Genomic DNA, 17131 nt, shown 5'->3' with positions numbered 1-17131 from the left:
CATGCCTTTTTTCGCTTACAAAGCCAGAAATGCTCGCGGTGAGCTAGTCGAAGGCGTCTTGGAAAGCGCGGATAGTGGCGCGGTAGCGAGTCAGTTATTTAATAGCGGAATTACACCGATACATATTAATCCCACCAGTCAACCAGCCCAAAGCGGTGAGATGACCTGGTGGAAAAAGTTTACCGAGCCCAAAGTACTGTCGCTGGATGTGCAGCTTTTTAGTCGTCAGCTCTACACTTTACTTAAATCCGGCGTGCCTATCATGCGTGGCCTCGCGGGCTTACAAGAGTCTGCAATCAATAAATCATTTGCCAGAGTGATTTTGGATCTGCGTGAGTCCTTGGATGGCGGGCGTGAGCTCTCAGCAGCAATGCGTCGCCATCCTGATATATTTTCGACGTTTTATATCAGTATGGTGCGTGTGGGAGAGATGACGGGACAGCTGGAGGATATTTTTATCCGCCTGTACGCGCATCTTGAGTTTGAACGAGAGATGAAGGAGCGCGTCAAGTCAGCATTGCGTTATCCGACTTTCGTCATGATTGCGATGGTACTCGCGATGGCGGTGATTAATATTTTTGTTATTCCTGCATTCGCTAAGGTTTTTGCCGGATTTAATGCGGAACTACCTTTGATGACCAGGATTCTACTAGGCGTATCAAATTTTACCGTGGAGTATTGGCCGGTCTGTTTATTTGCGTTAATTGCTTCGATCGTTGCTTTCAAAACCTATGTTGGTACACGTAATGGCCGTTATCAATGGGATAAAATGAAATTAAAAATCCCGATTGTTGGCCGCATCATCCTTAAAGGAACTCTGGCCCGTTTTGCACGTAGCTTTGCCCTGTCCAGCAAAAGTGGTGTGCCAATTGTGCAGGCACTTAATGTTGTGTCTCAAACGGTCGATAACAGCTACATCTCGGTCCGGATAGAGCAAATGCGTGACGGCGTAGAGCGCGGCGAAAGCATTTTACGTACCGCTGTAGTCGCCGGGATTTTTACCCCCGTCGTATTGCAGATGATCGCGGTAGGCGAGGAAAGCGGCGAGCTGGATGATCTGATGGACGAAATCGCCAGTATGTATGAGCGCGATGTTGAATACGAATTAAAAACCTTATCCTCTAATATTGAACCGATACTGATTGTCGGGCTAGGTGTTTTGGTGTTGGTGCTCGCTTTGGGGATTTTCTTACCGATTTGGGATTTGGGGAAAGTCGCGCTCAAGAAATGAAGACTCCCCTGCGCGATTAGGCCTGGAAAATATGAGCGTAATTTTTAAACTAAGAAGCATATACGGAGCTAATACGAGCGTTTGTCATTAAGTGTAAACACGGCTTTTGTGATTTTGCTTAAGTCCTAGAAGTGTTGTAATTTTGATAGACCTATACCAACGGACTAGGTGAATGGTGGTGGAATGTCCTTCTTTAACAATTGTTTGCTACTATTGCGGTATGGAAATGCTAGTCTGAATCGAATATGATTTTAGATGCCTTTTGTATCCTCAAACAGTATGGTCATCATCTGGAAATCTGGAGTACATCATGAATAAAACAGCTCAACGACAAAATGGCTTCACGCTGATAGAACTGATTGTCGTTATTACGATTCTTGGTATTCTGGCTGCTTTAGCCTTGCCTAGATTTGCGGCGATACAGACAGATGCTCGTATCGCCAAAATGAATGCTGCTTTGGGCACAATTAAAGCCGCTGCGGTGCTGGCGCACTCTATCCAGTTGACGCAACAACTTGCCCCGGGTGCATCGGTTGTGATGGAAGGTTCAACGATATTGATGACCGATGGCTATCCGACCAGTGCATTGACATCAATTGGTCATGCTGCCGGATTTACGACGGCTGCAGGCCTTGCTTTATCAGACTATGTACCCGTCGCAACCTCGGCAACGGTCTTTACCGTAAGTGCTGATGCATCCCATGCTGCTTGCGCCGTAACTTACACCGTACCTGCCGGCGCTGGCTTCGCACCAACTTACAGTAACGCCGGCGTGACCGCTGCAAACTGTTAATGTGTATTGAGATTGATGCTCAAAAATGAGCTTATTGTCGGTATGATTTGTTATTGAGCAACAGGGATAGTTTATTATGTCTACTCAATGGCTACAGAAATGATGCAGGCATGACGTAAGTATCGGGTAACAGTTCACGTAAAAAAAGGAGATGAAAATGAAGAAGCAACAATCGGGTTTTACCCTTATTGAATTGGTCATGGTAATTGTGATTCTTGGTATTTTGGCCGCAACCGCCCTGCCCAAATTTGTCGACTTGAGATCTGATGCAAATGCATCCGTCGCAGCAGGATACGGCGGTGCGCTTAGCTCTGCTGCAGGTATTAACTATGCCGGCTGTGCAGCCAAAAATTTTACTGTGACAGCGAATGTCTGCGTGAAAGTAGCAAAATGCTCCGATGCCGGTGCTTTACTTAACCCTGCTGTCACGATTACTGTCGGTGCATTACCAGCACCAACGGTGGCAAAAACCTTGTACATCGTGACCGATACTGCTGCAGCGACAAGTGCGACTGCTACATGTAATGCTGTCTATGGTGATGGTACTAATGCTGGTGTTGCATTTGCCTATTCGATAACTGGCACCTGATTCTCATCGTCTGGTTGCAATTGTAATGAAGCGGACATGAATTTCTTCTAGTTCATGTCCGTTATGTATTGATCTCGCTGTAGGGAGTTTATGCCAACAATATGAGGCTTCTTCAGTGACCACCAGTGTTGTATCAATACCGTATCGAACTAAGCTTTATTCTTACATGCCTGAATTGCCGGGCATGCCATCGGATTCAAATAAATCAACTTGGTAAGCGATCTGATTATGCGAACCAACAACATCCACATTTCATTGAAGGCGACAGGATTTACTTTGATCGAAATGATCATGGTACTGGTATTGATCGGTATTCTCTCCGTAGCAATCATCCCTCGGTTTTCTGATAAAAAGGCCTTCGATGCGCGCGGTTTTTTTGACCAGAGTCAAAGCATGGTGCGCTATGCACAAAAAGTAGCGATTGCGCAGCGAAAAAATGTATTTGTCCGGATTGATTCCACTGCAGGTCCTATTTGTGTTTTATACGTATCAACGGTCACTTGTCCGTCGGCCACACTTGCCAATGCTGTGTTGAATCCGGCAGATCAAAAAATATTTTCCCGCACACCTCCTGGTGCCATCAGTTTTACCGGCTCTGCACTTTTTTCTTTTGATGCGCTTGGTAAACCGAGTTTTTCCAGTGCCATCACTTTAGGTGTAACAGGAGATGGTTCCACACGAACGATGACCATAGAAAGTGATACGGGTTATGTTCACTAAGCTCGTCATCACCACCAGGCAATCGGGTATGTCGCTGATCGAGCTGATTATGTTTATCGTCATCGTCAGTCTGGCCATGGTCGGCATTTTGTCTGTGATGAATGTAACGAGTAAAGCCAGTGCTGACCCTATGTTGCGTAAACAGGCGATTGCGATAGGCGAGTCTCTGCTGGAAGAAATCACATTGCAAGCTTTTACTTACTGTCTTCCTACTGATGCGAATGCAGGTACAGCAACCAATACGTCGGCTTGTACTGGCGGAGCTCCAAATTCAGAGGATGTACTGCCGGCGACCGCCAGAGTGAGCAATCTCGCCGGTGTTCCTCGTACCGCGAATAATGTGGCGGACTACAATAATCTGGATTTGCCGACGACTATTTATGACATCAGTGGTAACGCGGTCGGTACAACTGGCTATACCGCCAAAGTCGCCATCACACAGGTGGGTGCGACTGCCTTTACGCCGGCCCTCAATAATAATGACGCGCTGCAGATTGATGTGACAGTCAAGGATCCCGCTGCGAATACGATACTGCTCACTGCTTACCGCTTGCGTTATGCACCCAGGGCGGTACCCTGATATGTCTCATCATCCGCTTTTTCAGCATGACCAAAAAGGATTTACCTTAGTTGAAGCCATCATGGTAATGACAATCACCGGCATATTAGCTGCCGGTGTTGCCGTGTTTATACAAAAGCCGGTACAGGGTTATTTCGATCTGGCAAGGCGTACAGAATTGAGTGATATCGCAGACACAGCGGTGCGACGTATTTCGCGTGACTTGCATCTGGCTTTACCGAATAGTGTCAGAACAGTAGCTGCTGATACCAGCTGTATTGAATTTTTACCGACCAAAATGGGAGGGCGTTATCGCGCCGATGTTCCTGGTAATGTGGTAGACACAGCCGTCGCGACATCGATTGTAGAGACCATCGGTCCGTTGAGTACCGCGCCTGTCGCTGGTGATAGAGTGGTTATTTACAATCTCGGTATCACTGGTGCTGATGCTTATAACAGTGATAATTCAGGTGTAGTCGCCTCCAGTGCGACCAGCGCTACATCGACTCAGATCACTTTGTCACCTTCAAAATTATTTCCTTTTACCTCACCGGCAAATCGTCTTCATATCATTTCCGGAACAGAGCAAGCCGTGTTTTATGCATGTAAGCTAACAGGCGTAGATGCGGCAGGTAATGGTCTGGGGCACTTATATCGTTTCTCCGGTTATGGCATCAATTCTAGTGTTAGTAGCTGTCCGGCTATAACCTCCAGCACTCCTGTACTGGCCGATAATGTCAGTAGTTGTAGTTTTAACTTTGCCTCTGGTGTGACAGCAAGAACCGGTCTGGTCTCGATACGGCTGGGTATCACCAAGAGTAATGAAACCGTTACGCTTTACCATGATGTTCATGTCAGCAATGTGCCCTGAATTTTATTCACTCCGTGAGAATGCAAAGCCCGCCTGTTGCGCTGATTCTGTCCATTCTATGAGCGCGGTGCGTGCACGTGGGTTCTCCTTGGTGGCTGCTATTTTTTTATTGGTCATATTGTCTGCACTGGGAACGTATATGCTTTCTCTCTCGACGATGGAACAGACTAGTTCAACGCAGGATTTATTAGGAAGTAAAGCCTATCAGGCAGCAAAAGCCGGGATAGAGTGGGGAACTTACCAGGTCATGACACCGGAAAACGCCAATCCGGCAACGACACCATTTACAACCCAGTATGCCTGTCCGTCATCACCGACCACTATTACGACTCTTGCCGGAGGATTAAATAAATTTTCTGTTCAGGTGAGCTGTCAGAGTACGAGCTTGCCTGAGGGGGGCAACGTCATTACGGTGTATCAGATTACATCGACAGCGACATTTGGTACATCACCGGCATCGAATTTTGTAGAGCGACAGATTTCTGCCAGTGTGAATACCTGTCGTAAGGTGGTAAATGGTGCTAGTTGTTAAGTTGATAAACGGATCAGGCAGATTCTTTAATGTGGACAAGCGGTTTTCAATTGTGTTGTCCTCAGAATGTTATTGGAAGTGAGTGAAATGAATTCCTTCATCAAGTCAGCCTCTTATCGGTATTGTCTGTATGTGATGAGTCTGTTGTTATCGGGCTTTGGCGTAACGACGGCATCTGCTGCCGGAATCGAATTTAATACGACGGGTGGTAGCAACGCCAATAACGGTTTGCATATCTATATTGAAGACACGACACACATTCAGGTGAAGCGTCTTGATGGCACCGGGCAGGTCTACAGTCCGGGTGCTGTGCCACCGAGTACCAGTCTGGATAACGGCGTGTTTTTGCGTGCAAATGGCAAGGTATATGGACCAGGCCATAACGTCACGACTTTTACGCCAACCGGCGGTATGTTTAGTACCTACAGCATTTCGGCAACAACACCACCCAATCCGGCTTCTTTTGGTGTTCAGCAGACGGCAACCGGTAATTTTGGTGTCACATCCGGCCCTCAGGTTACCGTTGTTTGGCGGTACACGACGCCACTCGATTTTATGACGGCTGAGGTAACACTGGTGATCCCTGCGGCTTACGCTGTGAGTGCTGCCAATCCGGTGCGCTACTACCATGTATTCGATACTTATTTGGGAGGCAGTGACAACGGTTGTGGTGTGAAGTACGGTGGTGGCGGTGCTTCGGTAGTCGTCGGTACTTATCCCCCTCCGGCGCCGAGCACGACTTGTACGTCAAGCACCAGTATTCCCAGTGGCGTTAATATTGTAGAGTCCTTTCGCGAGCGCAGCGGGCTCTCCTTCTCGCATTATTGTGCCTCGGGATGGAGTACTTTTTTTACAGGTAGTACTTGCTCCGTATTACAAACTGCCTCAATGAACGACACTATTGCGACGACGTATCAGGATACGGGTATCGGCATTGAATATGATTTCATCGCTCCTGGCACCTATACTTTCAGTTACGACTTTGTGATCGGTTCGCCAGTTGTACCACCTTATGATCATCTGGAGATTCAGCATGACGGCGTTGGAACTTTATGTCCGGAAAATGTCACTGTCCTAGCATGTAAGACTTCGACTGTGCCATGCAATGCCAGTGACTATGTGAATTCTGGTACTTTGACAGGCAGTCTGACGGTCACTCCCGCAGCACCTGTCGTAACGGCTACACCGTCTACATTTACACTAGGTTCGGGGGCGCCTAGCGCGACTGTCGCTTTGCAGCCAACGGCACCTGGCGGCGCTTATGTCTTGGGCGTCAGCAGTCTGAGCGCACTTCCTCTTAATGGCGTCAAATGTTATAACACCGCTACCAGCACAGCCAGCTGCGCGATTGTTTTTGCGAATACACCTTGCGTCGCTAATTTTGAATGTATGGAAACTGGCAAGCCGACCCAGTTGGCATATAACAATCTGGTTGTGACGCCATCTGCAAGAAATCCTCTTTATACCAAGTTGGCCGGAAGTAATTTTAAGTTCGATATCGTTGCCTTGCTGGCTAACGGATCTCAAGCGACCAATTACACCGCTGCATCAAATGTAGTGGTTGAGCTTTTTGACGATACGACGCCACCCGCATCATGCAGTGCCTACAGCTCACCGATTGCGAGTCAGTCCATCACGTTTGTTGCAGGCGATGCAGGTCGCAAGACATTAGTGACAGATTTTAATCTTCCTCAGTCGTACAAAAATCTGCGTTGCCGCGTCCGCGATCAGAATATGACACCGAATATTTATGGATGTTCGTCGGATAATTTCTCCGTTAGGCCTGTGGCACCGGTAATGAACACGACAGCCTTGGCTGTGCCGGCCTCGATTAATGATACAACCGTCATCAAAGCTGGTACGCCTTTCACTTTAGGCGCAACGACCAGCCCCGTCGCAGGTTATAACGGTATCTTACTTCTCGATATATCCAAATTAACTGCGCAAGATCCAAGTGCCGCCTCGCAGCAGAATGGCGGTCAGGTCGGTAATCTGTACGCCGCTAACACGACGAACAACCTGACTGTCGGCACCAACGCCAGTGGTGTTAGTAATAATGCGAGTTATTCCGAGGTTGGCTATCTGTATGCAAGTATTGGTAGTTTTCGCGATGATAATTTCACCAGTATCGATCTCAAGCCTGCCAATTGCGCGGCTAGTAATACGTGCGATTGTGTGACCTCAACGACAGGCAATGCATACCTCTCAGATGTAATTGACGCGAACGGACGTTATGGATGCTCGGTCGGGAACAAGACAACGCAGTCATTTGGCCGATTCATTCCGGATCATTTTTCTGTTGTCAAACCGACGACCTTCAATGGATTTTGTACCGCAGGCGGATTCATTTACATGGATCAGTCTTTTAACCTGACTGCCTCCATAGAGGCGCGTAATTTCAGTAATGCCAAAACCTTGAATTATCAGCAGCTATACGGACACGCCACCGTGACGGGGCAGATGCTGGATGGCTCTACTACGGTTGCCATTAATCGCCTGGCGATTACTGCACCTCCAGCCTCACCGTGGGTGAGTGGTGCCTATTCTTTTGTCGCAAATAAATTTACGCGACTGGCAGCTCCCGATGGCCCATTTGACGCTTTATCAATTGGATTAGGCGTTGCTGAGAGTTCAGGCATTGATAATGGACTTGTTCCACTTTGGGACAGAGACATGGATACAACCAATCCCGCATGCGTCCCCGATCCTACAGGCACCAGCAGCAACGCAGCCAGTGCCTGTAAAGCCGTCAAAATAGCCAGCACCAAAATGCGCTATGGACGCTTGAAATTATCGAATGCATCTGGATCTGAATTGCTGGCCTTGCCTGTTCCGTTAAAACTCGAGTACTGGAATGCAGCTTCTGGCTGGAATCTGAATACTCTGGATAGCTGCAGTAATATCGTGGCCAGTGATATGGCGTTTGCCTATCCCGCAACGAGTACTAAAACTCAATTGACGGCATGTGAGACGGCAATCACCGTAACCGGTACAGCGCCGAACCAGACTCTCAAATTAAGTGCTCCCGGCGCAGGCAATTTTGGCTGGACAGACTTGACGCTGAATCTGGATAGCGTCGCTGCAGGTAATCGGTGTGTCGCTGTTGGCGGAACCGGACCGCTCGCAACGACGGCTAATTTCCCCTGGCTTAAATATAATTGGCTGGGCACAGGCGTAGATAATCCAAAATCAAAAGCCAGCTTTGGCATTTACAAGAACGCCGGTGAATTTATCTATTTGCGTGAAAATCACTGACATCTGTCTGCTTATCGTCGTCAGCGCATCATTTTTGCGCATCATTGATTGACACTGGTTCGATATTAACTTAACGTCAAGTGAAACAATTCTTTGGATTCTGTGCATGAGATTTTTTGCAAAAAACAAGAAATATGCAGGATGGATGGCAATCAGTCTGGAGCGTGATTGTGCGCGAGTCGCACACGTGACCCGACCTGCAAATGGTAAGCCGGTATTAGAGATGCTGACCTCATTTCCTAATGCGGCAAGCCTGACAGAAACGCTGAAGCTCCTCAAAAAACAATTGAATGCGCAAAACTATCGATACAGTCTGATGCTATCGCAGGGTGAGTTTCAGTTGTTCTCGATTGAGTCACCGAATGTGCCACCAGATGAACTAAAAAATGCGATGCGCTGGCGGTTGAAAGATATGCTGGATTATCACATTGACGATGCCACCATTGACGTTCTTGATATTCCCGCAGACAAAGCGATCCAGGGGCGAGCACACTCCATGTATGCGGTAGCCGCCCGTAATCAAATTATTTCCGAGCGTCAGGCCGCTTTTGAGAATGCCGGTATTCCATTAGATGTCATCGACATCACTGACCTCGCACAGCGCAATGTATCCGTATTGCTGGAGCCTGAGGGCAGGGGGCTGGCCTTATTATCATTTGATGGAAATGGCGGTCTATTGACAGTCAGCTATGCCGGTGAGTTATATCTGTCTCGTCGAATTGATATCAATCTCACGCAGTTGCAGACTAAAGATACCGATAGCAAAAATGCTGTTTATGAACGGATCGCGCTTGAGTTGCAACGCTCACTCGATAATTTTGACCGGCAGCATACTTTTATTACCACGGCTAAACTGGTATTGGCACCATTAGGCGATGAGATATCCAAAGATTTGCAGGCCTATCTTGCTGCGAATATTTATATGGGGGTAGAGGTACTGAATTTTGCAGATGTATTGGATATATCGAAGACGCCTGTGCTGGCTCACCAGGATAGTCAGCAAGCGTTTTTTATGACAATCGGTGCTGCGCTACGTCATGAAGAGACAGTGTTATGAGCCAGCAGATTAATCTCTTTAATCCGATTTTTCTCAAGAAAAATACATATTTTTCAGCTGCCACCATGTTGCAGACCGCGGGTTTGCTGATGTTGGGCGTATTCGCCATCACCATCTATACCTCGCTACAAACGGCTAGTTTTGTCAAAACGGCAGATATCGTCAATATACAATTGCGCGACGCAGAAGCGAAAGTGGGAAAAGTAAGGGCGAATGCCATCGAGCCACAAAAAAACAGGCAAATCGAAAATTCAATTTTGAAAACAGAAACAGAACTAGCCAGCAAGCAAAAAATTTTGAATTTATTGCAAAAAAGTGATTTTGGTAATACCAAAGGTTACTCGGCATATTTGCAGGCATTTGCAAGGCAAATTCCCAATGGTGTCTGGCTTACGGGATTAAGTATTGACGGTGCAGGTAGCGATATCGGATTGCAGGGAAGAGCGCTTAAACCTGAATTGCTGCCTGTCTATGTCAACAGACTCAAGCAAGAAAATAGCCTGCAAGGAAAAAGCTTTTCTTCTTTACAGATGCAGATGCCATCCGGTGACGCAGATAAGCAAGATGCCGGTGCCGCCGCTTTAATAAAATCAAAAGGGCAGGTTTCGTTTATCGAATTCTCGTTAAAATCCTCTGGCAGTGCCGATGCCGCAGATGGTACCGGAGTCAAACCAAAATGAACCAACAATTACGTCTGCAATGGACTAACTTTGCCGCTAAAGTTGATAAATTGAGTTTGCGTGAACGATGCATTACGTTTGCCGTTTTAGTGATGGCGATCATGCTTGGCGCAAATACCTTTTTTATTGAGCCCCAATTCTTAAAACAAAAAACGCTATCAGAGAAAATTAAACAAGAGCAAGCACAAATCAGCGCAATACAAGCAGAGATCGGGCAGAAAATCACGATCAAGCAGGTTGATCCAGATGCCGGGAACAAGCAAAGATTGCTGTCTGTCCAGCAGCAGTTAGCAGAGCTTGAAAAGCGTATGCAGCATGTGCAAAAAGATCTGATTCCTCCTGAAAAGATGGGGACATTGCTGGAAAATATCTTAAAGCGTAATCAGAAATTGCAGCTCGTGTCACTGAAAACTTTGCCCGTGTCCAGTGTTGCCGAAGAGGTCGATGCCAATGCCAGAGTGGCGCCAGTCGCTACTTCGATTACTCCTCCAGCGGGTGCCGCAGCCGGCGTTGCCACCGATAGTATGAGTACCGAAAACGGTGTCATTTATAAGCATGGGTTCGAGATAGTGGTGTCCGGTAATTACCTTGATATGTTGACGTATATGCGTGAGCTTGAGCAAATGCCTGAACAGGTCTACTGGAGCAAGGCAAGAATTCGGGTAGATACCTACCCCACCGCAAGCCTGACACTGACTTTATTCACCTTGAGTCTGGAAAAGAAATGGCTCAATTTATGAGTTACTTTAACGAGAACCCCGGACATGACTCTCGTCAGCCTTTGATCTTGACTCTTGTGACCTTGTTTATTGCCGTGTCGTTGTTGAGTAAGCCTGCGCTTGTCGCTGCCCAGAGTATCCCGGATCCTACCCGTCCACCGGATACCTTGCTGCTGCCAGCGACGATGGCTAGTAATGAAATAGCTGCAGGCCCGGTATTGCAATCGGTATTGATTTCACCCAGTCGCAGGCTGGCGATCATTAGTGGTAAAACCGTTAGGGTGAATGACAAATTCAATGATCAGACGGTAATCAAGATTAATGAAACAGAAGTTGTTTTGCGCAATGGTAAAGAGTTGCAGACACTGAAGCTATTTCCGGATTTTGAAAAAAAATCTCATCGCGCGCCAAGCACTCTTCCCGCTAACGCGAACAAATAATACGGTGCGACTTTAAAGGTATATCAGCATGAGAAAAAACATATCGTCACATTTTCTAACGACATTTCCCGCGATAGTGCTATTGCTGGCGGGTTGCGCTGCACCTGCATCGAAACAAGAGACATATGATTTGATCAAGGAAGAAATACGCAAGGCCGCGATTGTGCCAGTGAAGCCCGCGGCACCCGAGACGGTATCGTTGTCCTTGCTCCCCGAACTTAAAGTAGATTTGCCGCTGGCCAGTAAATCTGTTGAGGAGCGTTTTAATCTGAATTTTATTAATGCGCCTGCGAATCAATTTTTTATGGGGATTGTCTCTGGAACGCGCTATAACATGTTGGTTCATCCTGATGTTACCGGTACGATTTCGGCGAATCTGAAAGACGTCAGCCTGATGGAAACACTGGATGCGATCAGAGAATTATACGGTTACGAATATAAGGTGGAAGGCACCCGCATTTATATCAAACCATTGACTTTGCAGACCAGGATTTTTCAGATCAGCTATCTGGCGTCAAGCCGTAAAGGGACATCGGATATCCGCGTCATCTCAGGCTCAGTATCTGACTCAGTACAAAGTAGCAGCAGCTCGTCGAATAACGGTGGCCAAAATAATCAGGGTAACAATTCACAGTCGATTAATTCGAGCAAAATCACAACAACATCCAATAGCGATTTTTGGTCCGAGTTAAAGCTGTCTTTAGACACCATCGTTGGCGCTGGTAAAGAAGGTCGTCAGGTCGTCATCAGTCCTCAATCCGGTGTTGTCGTGATCCGTGCAATGTCGGATGAGATGCGTAATGTCAGTGCCTATCTGAAGGCGACGCAACTGTCGGTTGATCGCCAGGTCATTCTGGAAGCAAAGATACTTGAAGTCGAATTGAATGACCGCTTTCAGTCTGGCATTAACTGGGCGTCATTCGCTGCCCTGAATGCGGCTCCAAACAGTCGTGCTTCGCTGGGATTTGTGTCGCCGGGCACCAACCTCAGTACGACGACGGTGACGGCGACAGATACGGGTTTAACAGCAACTAGCGGTACTGCACTGGGTGCTGTCAGCACTGCTGCCGGCTCCTTATTCGGATTGGTTTTTCAGACCAGCAATTTCGCTGCACTGCTATCCTTTTTAGAGTCTCAAGGTAATGTTCATGTCTTGTCCAGCCCGCGAATTGCGACACTGAATAATCAAAAGGCTGTACTTAAAGTTGGTAAAGACGAGTTCTTCGTTACCAAGGTGACCTCTACGCCCGGAACAAGTTCTACTACAGGCTCTTCTGCGCCGACATCAAGTGTCGAGGTACAACCATTCTTTTCCGGTGTGGCTCTGGACGTGACACCGCAGATTGATGAGAACGGCAATATCACTTTGCATGTACACCCGTCTGTCAGCAATGTCACAACAGTTGAAAAAACCTTGAATCTCGGAACGTCCGGCACGCTGACATTGCCACTGGCATCGAGTGCCGTGTCAGAGACTGATAGTGTCGTGCGCGGACAGGATGGCCGTATCGTTGCGATCGGCGGACTGATGCGCCAGGCGACGACGAATGATCGCTCACAGATCCCGGGGGCAGGTGATGTACCATTGGTCGGCGCCTTGTTCCGTAATACGAATCAGGTCGTGCAAAAGCGTGAGCTCGTGATACTGATCAAACCGACCATCGTGCAGGGCGACGGCGCATGGGAGCAGGATATTCTGGAAAGTCAAAATCGTATTCAGAATCTGGCACCGCGCGGGAAGATAGAAAAAAAATAAGTATGTACAAGTCTCACTTTGGTTTGCGTGAAATTCCGTTCAGTATCACGCCGGATACGAGTTACTTCTTTTTATTTGCAACTTTCCAGGCGGCCCTAAATACTCTGCTGGTTGCCGCAAAAAATGGGGAAGGCTTTATCAAGATTACCGGTGAGGTCGGTACCGGTAAAACGATGTTGTGCCGGAAATTCATGGCGACTCTGGGGTCTGATTTTTTCACTGCCTATATCCCTAATCCTTTATTGGATCCGGCAAGCCTGATGCGGGCAGTGGCTGATGAGCTTGAAGCGCCCGCAAATCAGGATCCGCATCAGTTACTCAAATCGATCAATCATCGTCTGCTTGATCTGGCCAGACAAGGCAAGCGTGTTTTGTTATGCATTGATGAAGCGCAGGCGCTGCCTCTGGAGACCATGGAGGCCTTGCGTCTGCTCAGTAATCTGGAGACGGAAAAAAGAAAACTGCTACAGATTGTTCTGTTCGGACAGCCCGAATTAGATATCAAGCTCGCCCGCAATGACATTCGCCAGTTAGCACAACGCATCACTTTTCACTACCATCTGCGTCCCTTGAACAGGCAAGAAATCCGGATCTATATTGCCCACCGTCTGGCGGTCGCAGGCTGTCAGCGGAATAACCTTTTTACTCCGGCTGCCCTGAGTACGCTGTATTTGTGCAGTCACGGCATCCCGCGCCTGCTGAATGTACTCGCCAACAAGGCACTGATGCTCAGCTTTGGCGAAGGCAAGCAACAGGTTGGCTTGCGTCAGGTACTTCTGGCTGCTAACGATACGCTGGGCAGCGTTAGTTTGTTAAGTGCCCGACATTGGTTTTCTCGTCTTTCGCTTGGAGTTTTGGTGCTGGCGTTCATTTCGGTCTGGGTCTATTTCAAATGAGTCTGATCAATCAAATGTTGCAGGATCTGGACAAGCGCGGCGTCGCGATTAATCCGGTTGAAAACGGCCCTGCAATGGTCCGGGCAGTTCCTGATGTATCGTTTGACCGTGGCAATAGTACCGGTCTGCTGATAAAAATACTGATCGCCGGTATGATCGTCGTCGTTGCCGTTATGGCCATCTGGATGAACTGGCGACCTGCCAGACCTGCTGGCGGCATCACCATATCAGCAACGCCTGCGCAAAAAAAATCTACTGACGTGCCTGTAGTTTCTACTGCTACGCCAATTGCCACATCGCTTGCTAAGACTGTTACTACAGCAGTTGCTACAGCGGCACCGGCGGGAGCAGACACCGCTCGTTTAAGTCCGGTAGAAAAGCAGCTCAATACCGGTACTTTGTCTCCCTTACCCCCACAATTGCTGCATCTAAAAATGAGTTCTGATCTTGACGCGATGGGACGCTGGGCGATTGCAGAAAAAAATGCCCGCTCTCAAGAGGACGACCGCAACAATAACCGCCAACAACAGAAAACGACCAGAGTAGTGCCTAGCAGTGTGTCAGCTAACGCTGACGGACGCACAGTAAGTGGCAAAACAAATCCTGCTCCGGCAGTGCCGTCAAATACACCAGCTACAGTACCAATACCATCAGGAGCGTCAACAACGTTCCCCGCCGCACCTGCCGCAACCTCCGTTGTAACAGCGATGAAAACGGTTAAAGAAATCACACCGCAACAACAAGCAGATAACGAATACCGGCAAGCCAGAGCACTGCTGCAACAAGGTCGTAATGCCGATGCGATTGCCAGCCTTGAACAGGTACTGAAATTTGACCCTCAGCATGCCGCAGCAAGACAAACCCTGATCAGCATACTGATCGATAGCAAACGTCATGAAGAGGCGATGCGCTGGCTGCAAAGTGGCCTGGCGCTCGACAAGAGTCAAGTCAATCTGGCGATGATACTGGCGCGACTACAGGTTGAAAAAGTGAGTGTCCTTTCCGCGATTGAGACTTTGCAGCGTAGCGTCAGTTATGCCGCGGAACGCGCAGATTACCTCGCGTTTCTGGCCGCATTACAGCAACGTGAGGGGCGTCATAAAGAAGCCGCAGAACTATACTTAAATGCGCTGAAGAAAAATCCACAGAGCGGATTATGGTGGATGGGATTGGGGATTTCATTGCAGGCAGACGGACGTTCCGGCGAAGCGGCTGACGCGTTCCAGCGGGCAAAGTCAAGCAACAGCCTCAGTCCCGAATTGCAAGCCTATGTAGAGCAAAGAATCACACAATTACATACGCGCTAGAGATAGTGGAGCGCTACGCCGGACCGCTTGCTCTTCTATGTACGCTTGCAATGCGTCACCTGCAAAAACTGCGCTTAACTATCCGTCGTCAGATACACCACGCACTTACGCACGAGTGGCGCAATCACCAGTACGGTAGGAAAAGCAATCGGCCACGTGCTCAAAAAGCTTTTGAGCCAGCGTGTAGCGAAATCAGGTGTTATGCCTTGATTGACCACCAGCACTACCGCAGAAATAATCGACACCATAATGATGGACAGCATGCCACCAAATAATATCGGTGCGAAGCGGGCAGGGATACGGCCTCTCATGTAAATTTCCTTTGTGCTAAGGGATGACAGTCAAGCAAAATTGATCTGTGCATCGCCATCTGATCTACTGATAAATCGCATCTTAAATCGTATCTTAGGTCGGATATCAGATCGATCATGCAATAGCGTATAACGCACTATGTATGAACATTGATCAATTGCTATACTGGTTAGTGTATATTTTAAACACTAGGTATTACAAGCGTATAAGACATTAAAAATGCCTATACTCCCTTTATTGTCTGCTGATGCGAATCAGTGGACGTTACCGACAGAAGGTGGCGCGATGAACAAACGATGCTCTCAATATTTTCGTATCTTTCTAATTGCAGCGAGTTTATCTGCAATAACCTTTGCCGCCGGTGCAGCGCCCGCGGCAGAGCCTTCCCTGTCGCAAGCCGCTCAACCCGCCGAGATGAAGGCGCTACATGCTTTTCTCGACGAATGGCATGACGATGCAGCGCATTCCCGCCTCGCCTATTTCGATAAGATCGCCAAGAACGGCGTGTACATCGGTACCGATAAAACCGAGCGCTGGACACGCGATGAATTTAAAGCCTGGGGCAAAGTCCATTTCGAACGACCCAGCGCCTGGACGTTTAAAGCAATCAACCGCCATATTGCCATGTCGTCTGACAAAGCCTGGTTCTGGTTCGACGAGCAGCTAGCCACACAAATGGGTATCTGCCAGGCATCCGGTGTCGTACATAAAACGGACAAAGGGTTTGAGATCGAACACTATCAACTGTCGATCGCTGTGCCAAATCCACTGGTGAACCAGCTTGTCGACAGTATCAAAAAATTTGAGGCGGATGAATATAAGAAATAATTATTTCTAGTGAACTACTTTATTTTCTTTAACCCTATTTTTTTCTCAATATAACTTGTTCCATCGAATAGGAAATGGGTTGCCTCTGAGGACGCAGCACCTCCTGGCAATCCTGTTAATCCGTAGTAGTCGTTGAGCAGAGTGGCTTTATTGATCTCGATAGAATGTGCATGTAAGTGCCCTGCAAAACAATATGAGGAGCCACATTGCCGGATTATCCAGAACGAGCAGGTATGAGCGCCGCAAAGGCAGGATTCTGCTGGTTTAACCAAAATACTCAGCTTATCAGTGGGTGAAAGCCTTACAAAAGAGGCTTCCAGCGATTGCCTTAGTGATGCAGCGCATCCAGACCTTTCAAATGGTGAATCAAGATGTTCATTAACCAGTGACACTAATTTACTGGGTAGTTTTATTGGCGTGATAAATTGTGTCTCCATGTTGTATGTTTCAGCTACGCAAACCGAACTTAAGACAAGCAATAGAAACATAAAAACGCGAGAGATCAGACGCATACGATTCCTGATTGATGATGAATATGCCGGAAAATTATTACTCTTCATTGACGAGTGTTTGACTGAGGATGAGC

The 17131-nt window shown here is 47.8% G+C and carries 18 protein-coding genes; 16 read left to right on the top strand and 2 right to left on the bottom strand.

Annotation, left to right across the window (positions count from 1 at the left end; all coding sequences use genetic code 11):
• Position 1: 1 nt before the first annotated feature.
• The 15 genes from ACO0K4_RS17875 to ACO0K4_RS17805 all read left to right on the top strand — a co-directional run bounded on the left by ACO0K4_RS17875 (position 2) and on the right by ACO0K4_RS17805 (position 15405).
• Entirely contained in the window at positions 2-1231 is a 1230-nt protein-coding gene (locus ACO0K4_RS17875; protein WP_422958034.1) for a type II secretion system F family protein, read from the top strand.
• A 310-nt stretch (positions 1232-1541) separates the two neighbouring features.
• Positions 1542-2024: a type II secretion system protein gene (locus ACO0K4_RS17870; RefSeq protein WP_422958033.1), complete on the top strand. Its 483-nt coding sequence runs from the start codon at positions 1542-1544 to the stop codon at positions 2022-2024.
• 157 nt (positions 2025-2181) lie between these two features.
• Entirely contained in the window at positions 2182-2613 is a 432-nt protein-coding gene (locus tag ACO0K4_RS17865; protein WP_422958032.1) for a type II secretion system protein, read from the top strand.
• A gap of 228 nt (positions 2614-2841) precedes the next feature.
• The gene (locus ACO0K4_RS17860; RefSeq protein WP_422958030.1) at positions 2842-3333 is read left to right on the top strand and encodes a pilus assembly FimT family protein; all 492 of its coding nucleotides are present in this window, start codon (positions 2842-2844) and stop codon (positions 3331-3333) included.
• Positions 3323-3913 (top strand): type IV pilus modification PilV family protein, encoded by a 591-nt coding sequence (locus ACO0K4_RS17855; protein WP_422958029.1) that lies wholly within the window; start codon positions 3323-3325, stop codon positions 3911-3913. The genes ACO0K4_RS17860 and ACO0K4_RS17855 overlap by 11 nt, the downstream gene beginning before the upstream one ends.
• Before the next feature lies 1 nt (position 3914).
• Entirely contained in the window at positions 3915-4763 is an 849-nt protein-coding gene (locus ACO0K4_RS17850; protein WP_422958028.1) for a type II secretion system protein, read from the top strand.
• A 139-nt stretch (positions 4764-4902) separates the two neighbouring features.
• Positions 4903-5295, top strand: a complete 393-nt coding sequence (locus ACO0K4_RS17845; protein ID WP_422958027.1) for a hypothetical protein — start codon at positions 4903-4905, stop codon at positions 5293-5295.
• Positions 5296-5382: 87 nt separating this feature from the next.
• Positions 5383-8550, top strand: coding sequence for a DUF6701 domain-containing protein (locus tag ACO0K4_RS17840; protein ID WP_422958026.1), 3168 nt, complete (start codon positions 5383-5385; stop codon positions 8548-8550).
• A gap of 106 nt (positions 8551-8656) precedes the next feature.
• Positions 8657-9607, top strand: coding sequence for an agglutinin biogenesis protein MshI (locus ACO0K4_RS17835; protein WP_422958025.1), 951 nt, complete (start codon positions 8657-8659; stop codon positions 9605-9607).
• The gene (locus ACO0K4_RS17830; protein ID WP_422958024.1) at positions 9604-10287 is read left to right on the top strand and encodes a PilN domain-containing protein; all 684 of its coding nucleotides are present in this window, start codon (positions 9604-9606) and stop codon (positions 10285-10287) included. The genes ACO0K4_RS17835 and ACO0K4_RS17830 overlap by 4 nt, the downstream gene beginning before the upstream one ends.
• Entirely contained in the window at positions 10284-11027 is a 744-nt protein-coding gene (locus ACO0K4_RS17825; RefSeq protein WP_422958023.1) for an MSHA biogenesis protein MshJ, read from the top strand. Before ACO0K4_RS17830 ends, ACO0K4_RS17825 begins: the two co-directional genes overlap by 4 nt.
• Positions 11024-11446, top strand: a complete 423-nt coding sequence (locus ACO0K4_RS17820; RefSeq protein WP_422958022.1) for an MSHA biogenesis protein MshK — start codon at positions 11024-11026, stop codon at positions 11444-11446. Before ACO0K4_RS17825 ends, ACO0K4_RS17820 begins: the two co-directional genes overlap by 4 nt.
• A gap of 28 nt (positions 11447-11474) precedes the next feature.
• Positions 11475-13202, top strand: coding sequence for a pilus (MSHA type) biogenesis protein MshL (gene mshL / locus ACO0K4_RS17815; RefSeq protein WP_422958021.1), 1728 nt, complete (start codon positions 11475-11477; stop codon positions 13200-13202).
• Positions 13203-13204: 2 nt separating this feature from the next.
• On the top strand, positions 13205-14098 hold the full coding sequence (locus tag ACO0K4_RS17810; protein WP_422958020.1) for an ExeA family protein: 894 nt from the start codon (positions 13205-13207) through the stop codon (positions 14096-14098).
• Positions 14095-15405: a tetratricopeptide repeat protein gene (locus ACO0K4_RS17805; protein ID WP_422958019.1), complete on the top strand. Its 1311-nt coding sequence runs from the start codon at positions 14095-14097 to the stop codon at positions 15403-15405. The genes ACO0K4_RS17810 and ACO0K4_RS17805 overlap by 4 nt, the downstream gene beginning before the upstream one ends.
• A 74-nt stretch (positions 15406-15479) precedes the next feature.
• On the opposite strand, the gene ACO0K4_RS17800 is transcribed toward ACO0K4_RS17805, so the two are convergent.
• Complete coding sequence (locus ACO0K4_RS17800; RefSeq protein WP_422958018.1) at positions 15480-15716, bottom strand: DUF2798 domain-containing protein; 237 nt, start codon at positions 15714-15716, stop codon at positions 15480-15482.
• A gap of 220 nt (positions 15717-15936) precedes the next feature.
• Here ACO0K4_RS17800 and ACO0K4_RS17795 point away from each other — a divergent pair, with 220 nt between their 5' ends.
• Entirely contained in the window at positions 15937-16545 is a 609-nt protein-coding gene (locus ACO0K4_RS17795; protein WP_422958017.1) for a nuclear transport factor 2 family protein, read from the top strand.
• A gap of 14 nt (positions 16546-16559) precedes the next feature.
• Here ACO0K4_RS17795 and ACO0K4_RS17790 read toward each other — a convergent pair whose 3' ends face one another.
• Positions 16560-17057, bottom strand: coding sequence for a hypothetical protein (locus ACO0K4_RS17790; RefSeq protein ID WP_422958016.1), 498 nt, complete (start codon positions 17055-17057; stop codon positions 16560-16562).
• Between the last annotated feature and the right edge of the window lie 74 nt (positions 17058-17131).

This window comes from Undibacterium sp. RuTC16W (assembly GCF_049339445.1).
Taxonomy (GTDB): domain Bacteria; phylum Pseudomonadota; class Gammaproteobacteria; order Burkholderiales; family Burkholderiaceae_D; genus Undibacterium.
Note: the sequence above shows the minus strand (reverse complement) of the source record. Positions and strands in the feature narration are given on the sequence as shown.

Excerpts from the sequence above, each read along its gene's own strand:
- ACO0K4_RS17875 (WP_422958034.1), top strand. The coding sequence starts at position 2 with ATGCCTTTTTTCGCTTACAAAGCCAGAAATGCTCGCGGTGAGCTAGTC.
- ACO0K4_RS17870 (WP_422958033.1), top strand. The coding sequence starts at position 1,542 with ATGAATAAAACAGCTCAACGACAAAATGGCTTCACGCTGATAGAACTG.
- ACO0K4_RS17865 (WP_422958032.1), top strand. The coding sequence starts at position 2,182 with ATGAAGAAGCAACAATCGGGTTTTACCCTTATTGAATTGGTCATGGTA.
- ACO0K4_RS17860 (WP_422958030.1), top strand. The coding sequence starts at position 2,842 with ATGCGAACCAACAACATCCACATTTCATTGAAGGCGACAGGATTTACT.
- ACO0K4_RS17855 (WP_422958029.1), top strand. The coding sequence starts at position 3,323 with ATGTTCACTAAGCTCGTCATCACCACCAGGCAATCGGGTATGTCGCTG.
- ACO0K4_RS17850 (WP_422958028.1), top strand. The coding sequence starts at position 3,915 with ATGTCTCATCATCCGCTTTTTCAGCATGACCAAAAAGGATTTACCTTA.
- ACO0K4_RS17845 (WP_422958027.1), top strand. The coding sequence starts at position 4,903 with ATGCTTTCTCTCTCGACGATGGAACAGACTAGTTCAACGCAGGATTTA.
- ACO0K4_RS17840 (WP_422958026.1), top strand. The coding sequence starts at position 5,383 with ATGAATTCCTTCATCAAGTCAGCCTCTTATCGGTATTGTCTGTATGTG.
- ACO0K4_RS17835 (WP_422958025.1), top strand. The coding sequence starts at position 8,657 with ATGAGATTTTTTGCAAAAAACAAGAAATATGCAGGATGGATGGCAATC.
- ACO0K4_RS17830 (WP_422958024.1), top strand. The coding sequence starts at position 9,604 with ATGAGCCAGCAGATTAATCTCTTTAATCCGATTTTTCTCAAGAAAAAT.
- ACO0K4_RS17825 (WP_422958023.1), top strand. The coding sequence starts at position 10,284 with ATGAACCAACAATTACGTCTGCAATGGACTAACTTTGCCGCTAAAGTT.
- ACO0K4_RS17820 (WP_422958022.1), top strand. The coding sequence starts at position 11,024 with ATGAGTTACTTTAACGAGAACCCCGGACATGACTCTCGTCAGCCTTTG.
- mshL (WP_422958021.1), top strand. The coding sequence starts at position 11,475 with ATGAGAAAAAACATATCGTCACATTTTCTAACGACATTTCCCGCGATA.
- ACO0K4_RS17810 (WP_422958020.1), top strand. The coding sequence starts at position 13,205 with ATGTACAAGTCTCACTTTGGTTTGCGTGAAATTCCGTTCAGTATCACG.
- ACO0K4_RS17805 (WP_422958019.1), top strand. The coding sequence starts at position 14,095 with ATGAGTCTGATCAATCAAATGTTGCAGGATCTGGACAAGCGCGGCGTC.
- ACO0K4_RS17800 (WP_422958018.1), bottom strand. The coding sequence starts at position 15,716 with ATGAGAGGCCGTATCCCTGCCCGCTTCGCACCGATATTATTTGGTGGC.
- ACO0K4_RS17795 (WP_422958017.1), top strand. The coding sequence starts at position 15,937 with ATGCCTATACTCCCTTTATTGTCTGCTGATGCGAATCAGTGGACGTTA.
- ACO0K4_RS17790 (WP_422958016.1), bottom strand. The coding sequence starts at position 17,057 with ATGCGTCTGATCTCTCGCGTTTTTATGTTTCTATTGCTTGTCTTAAGT.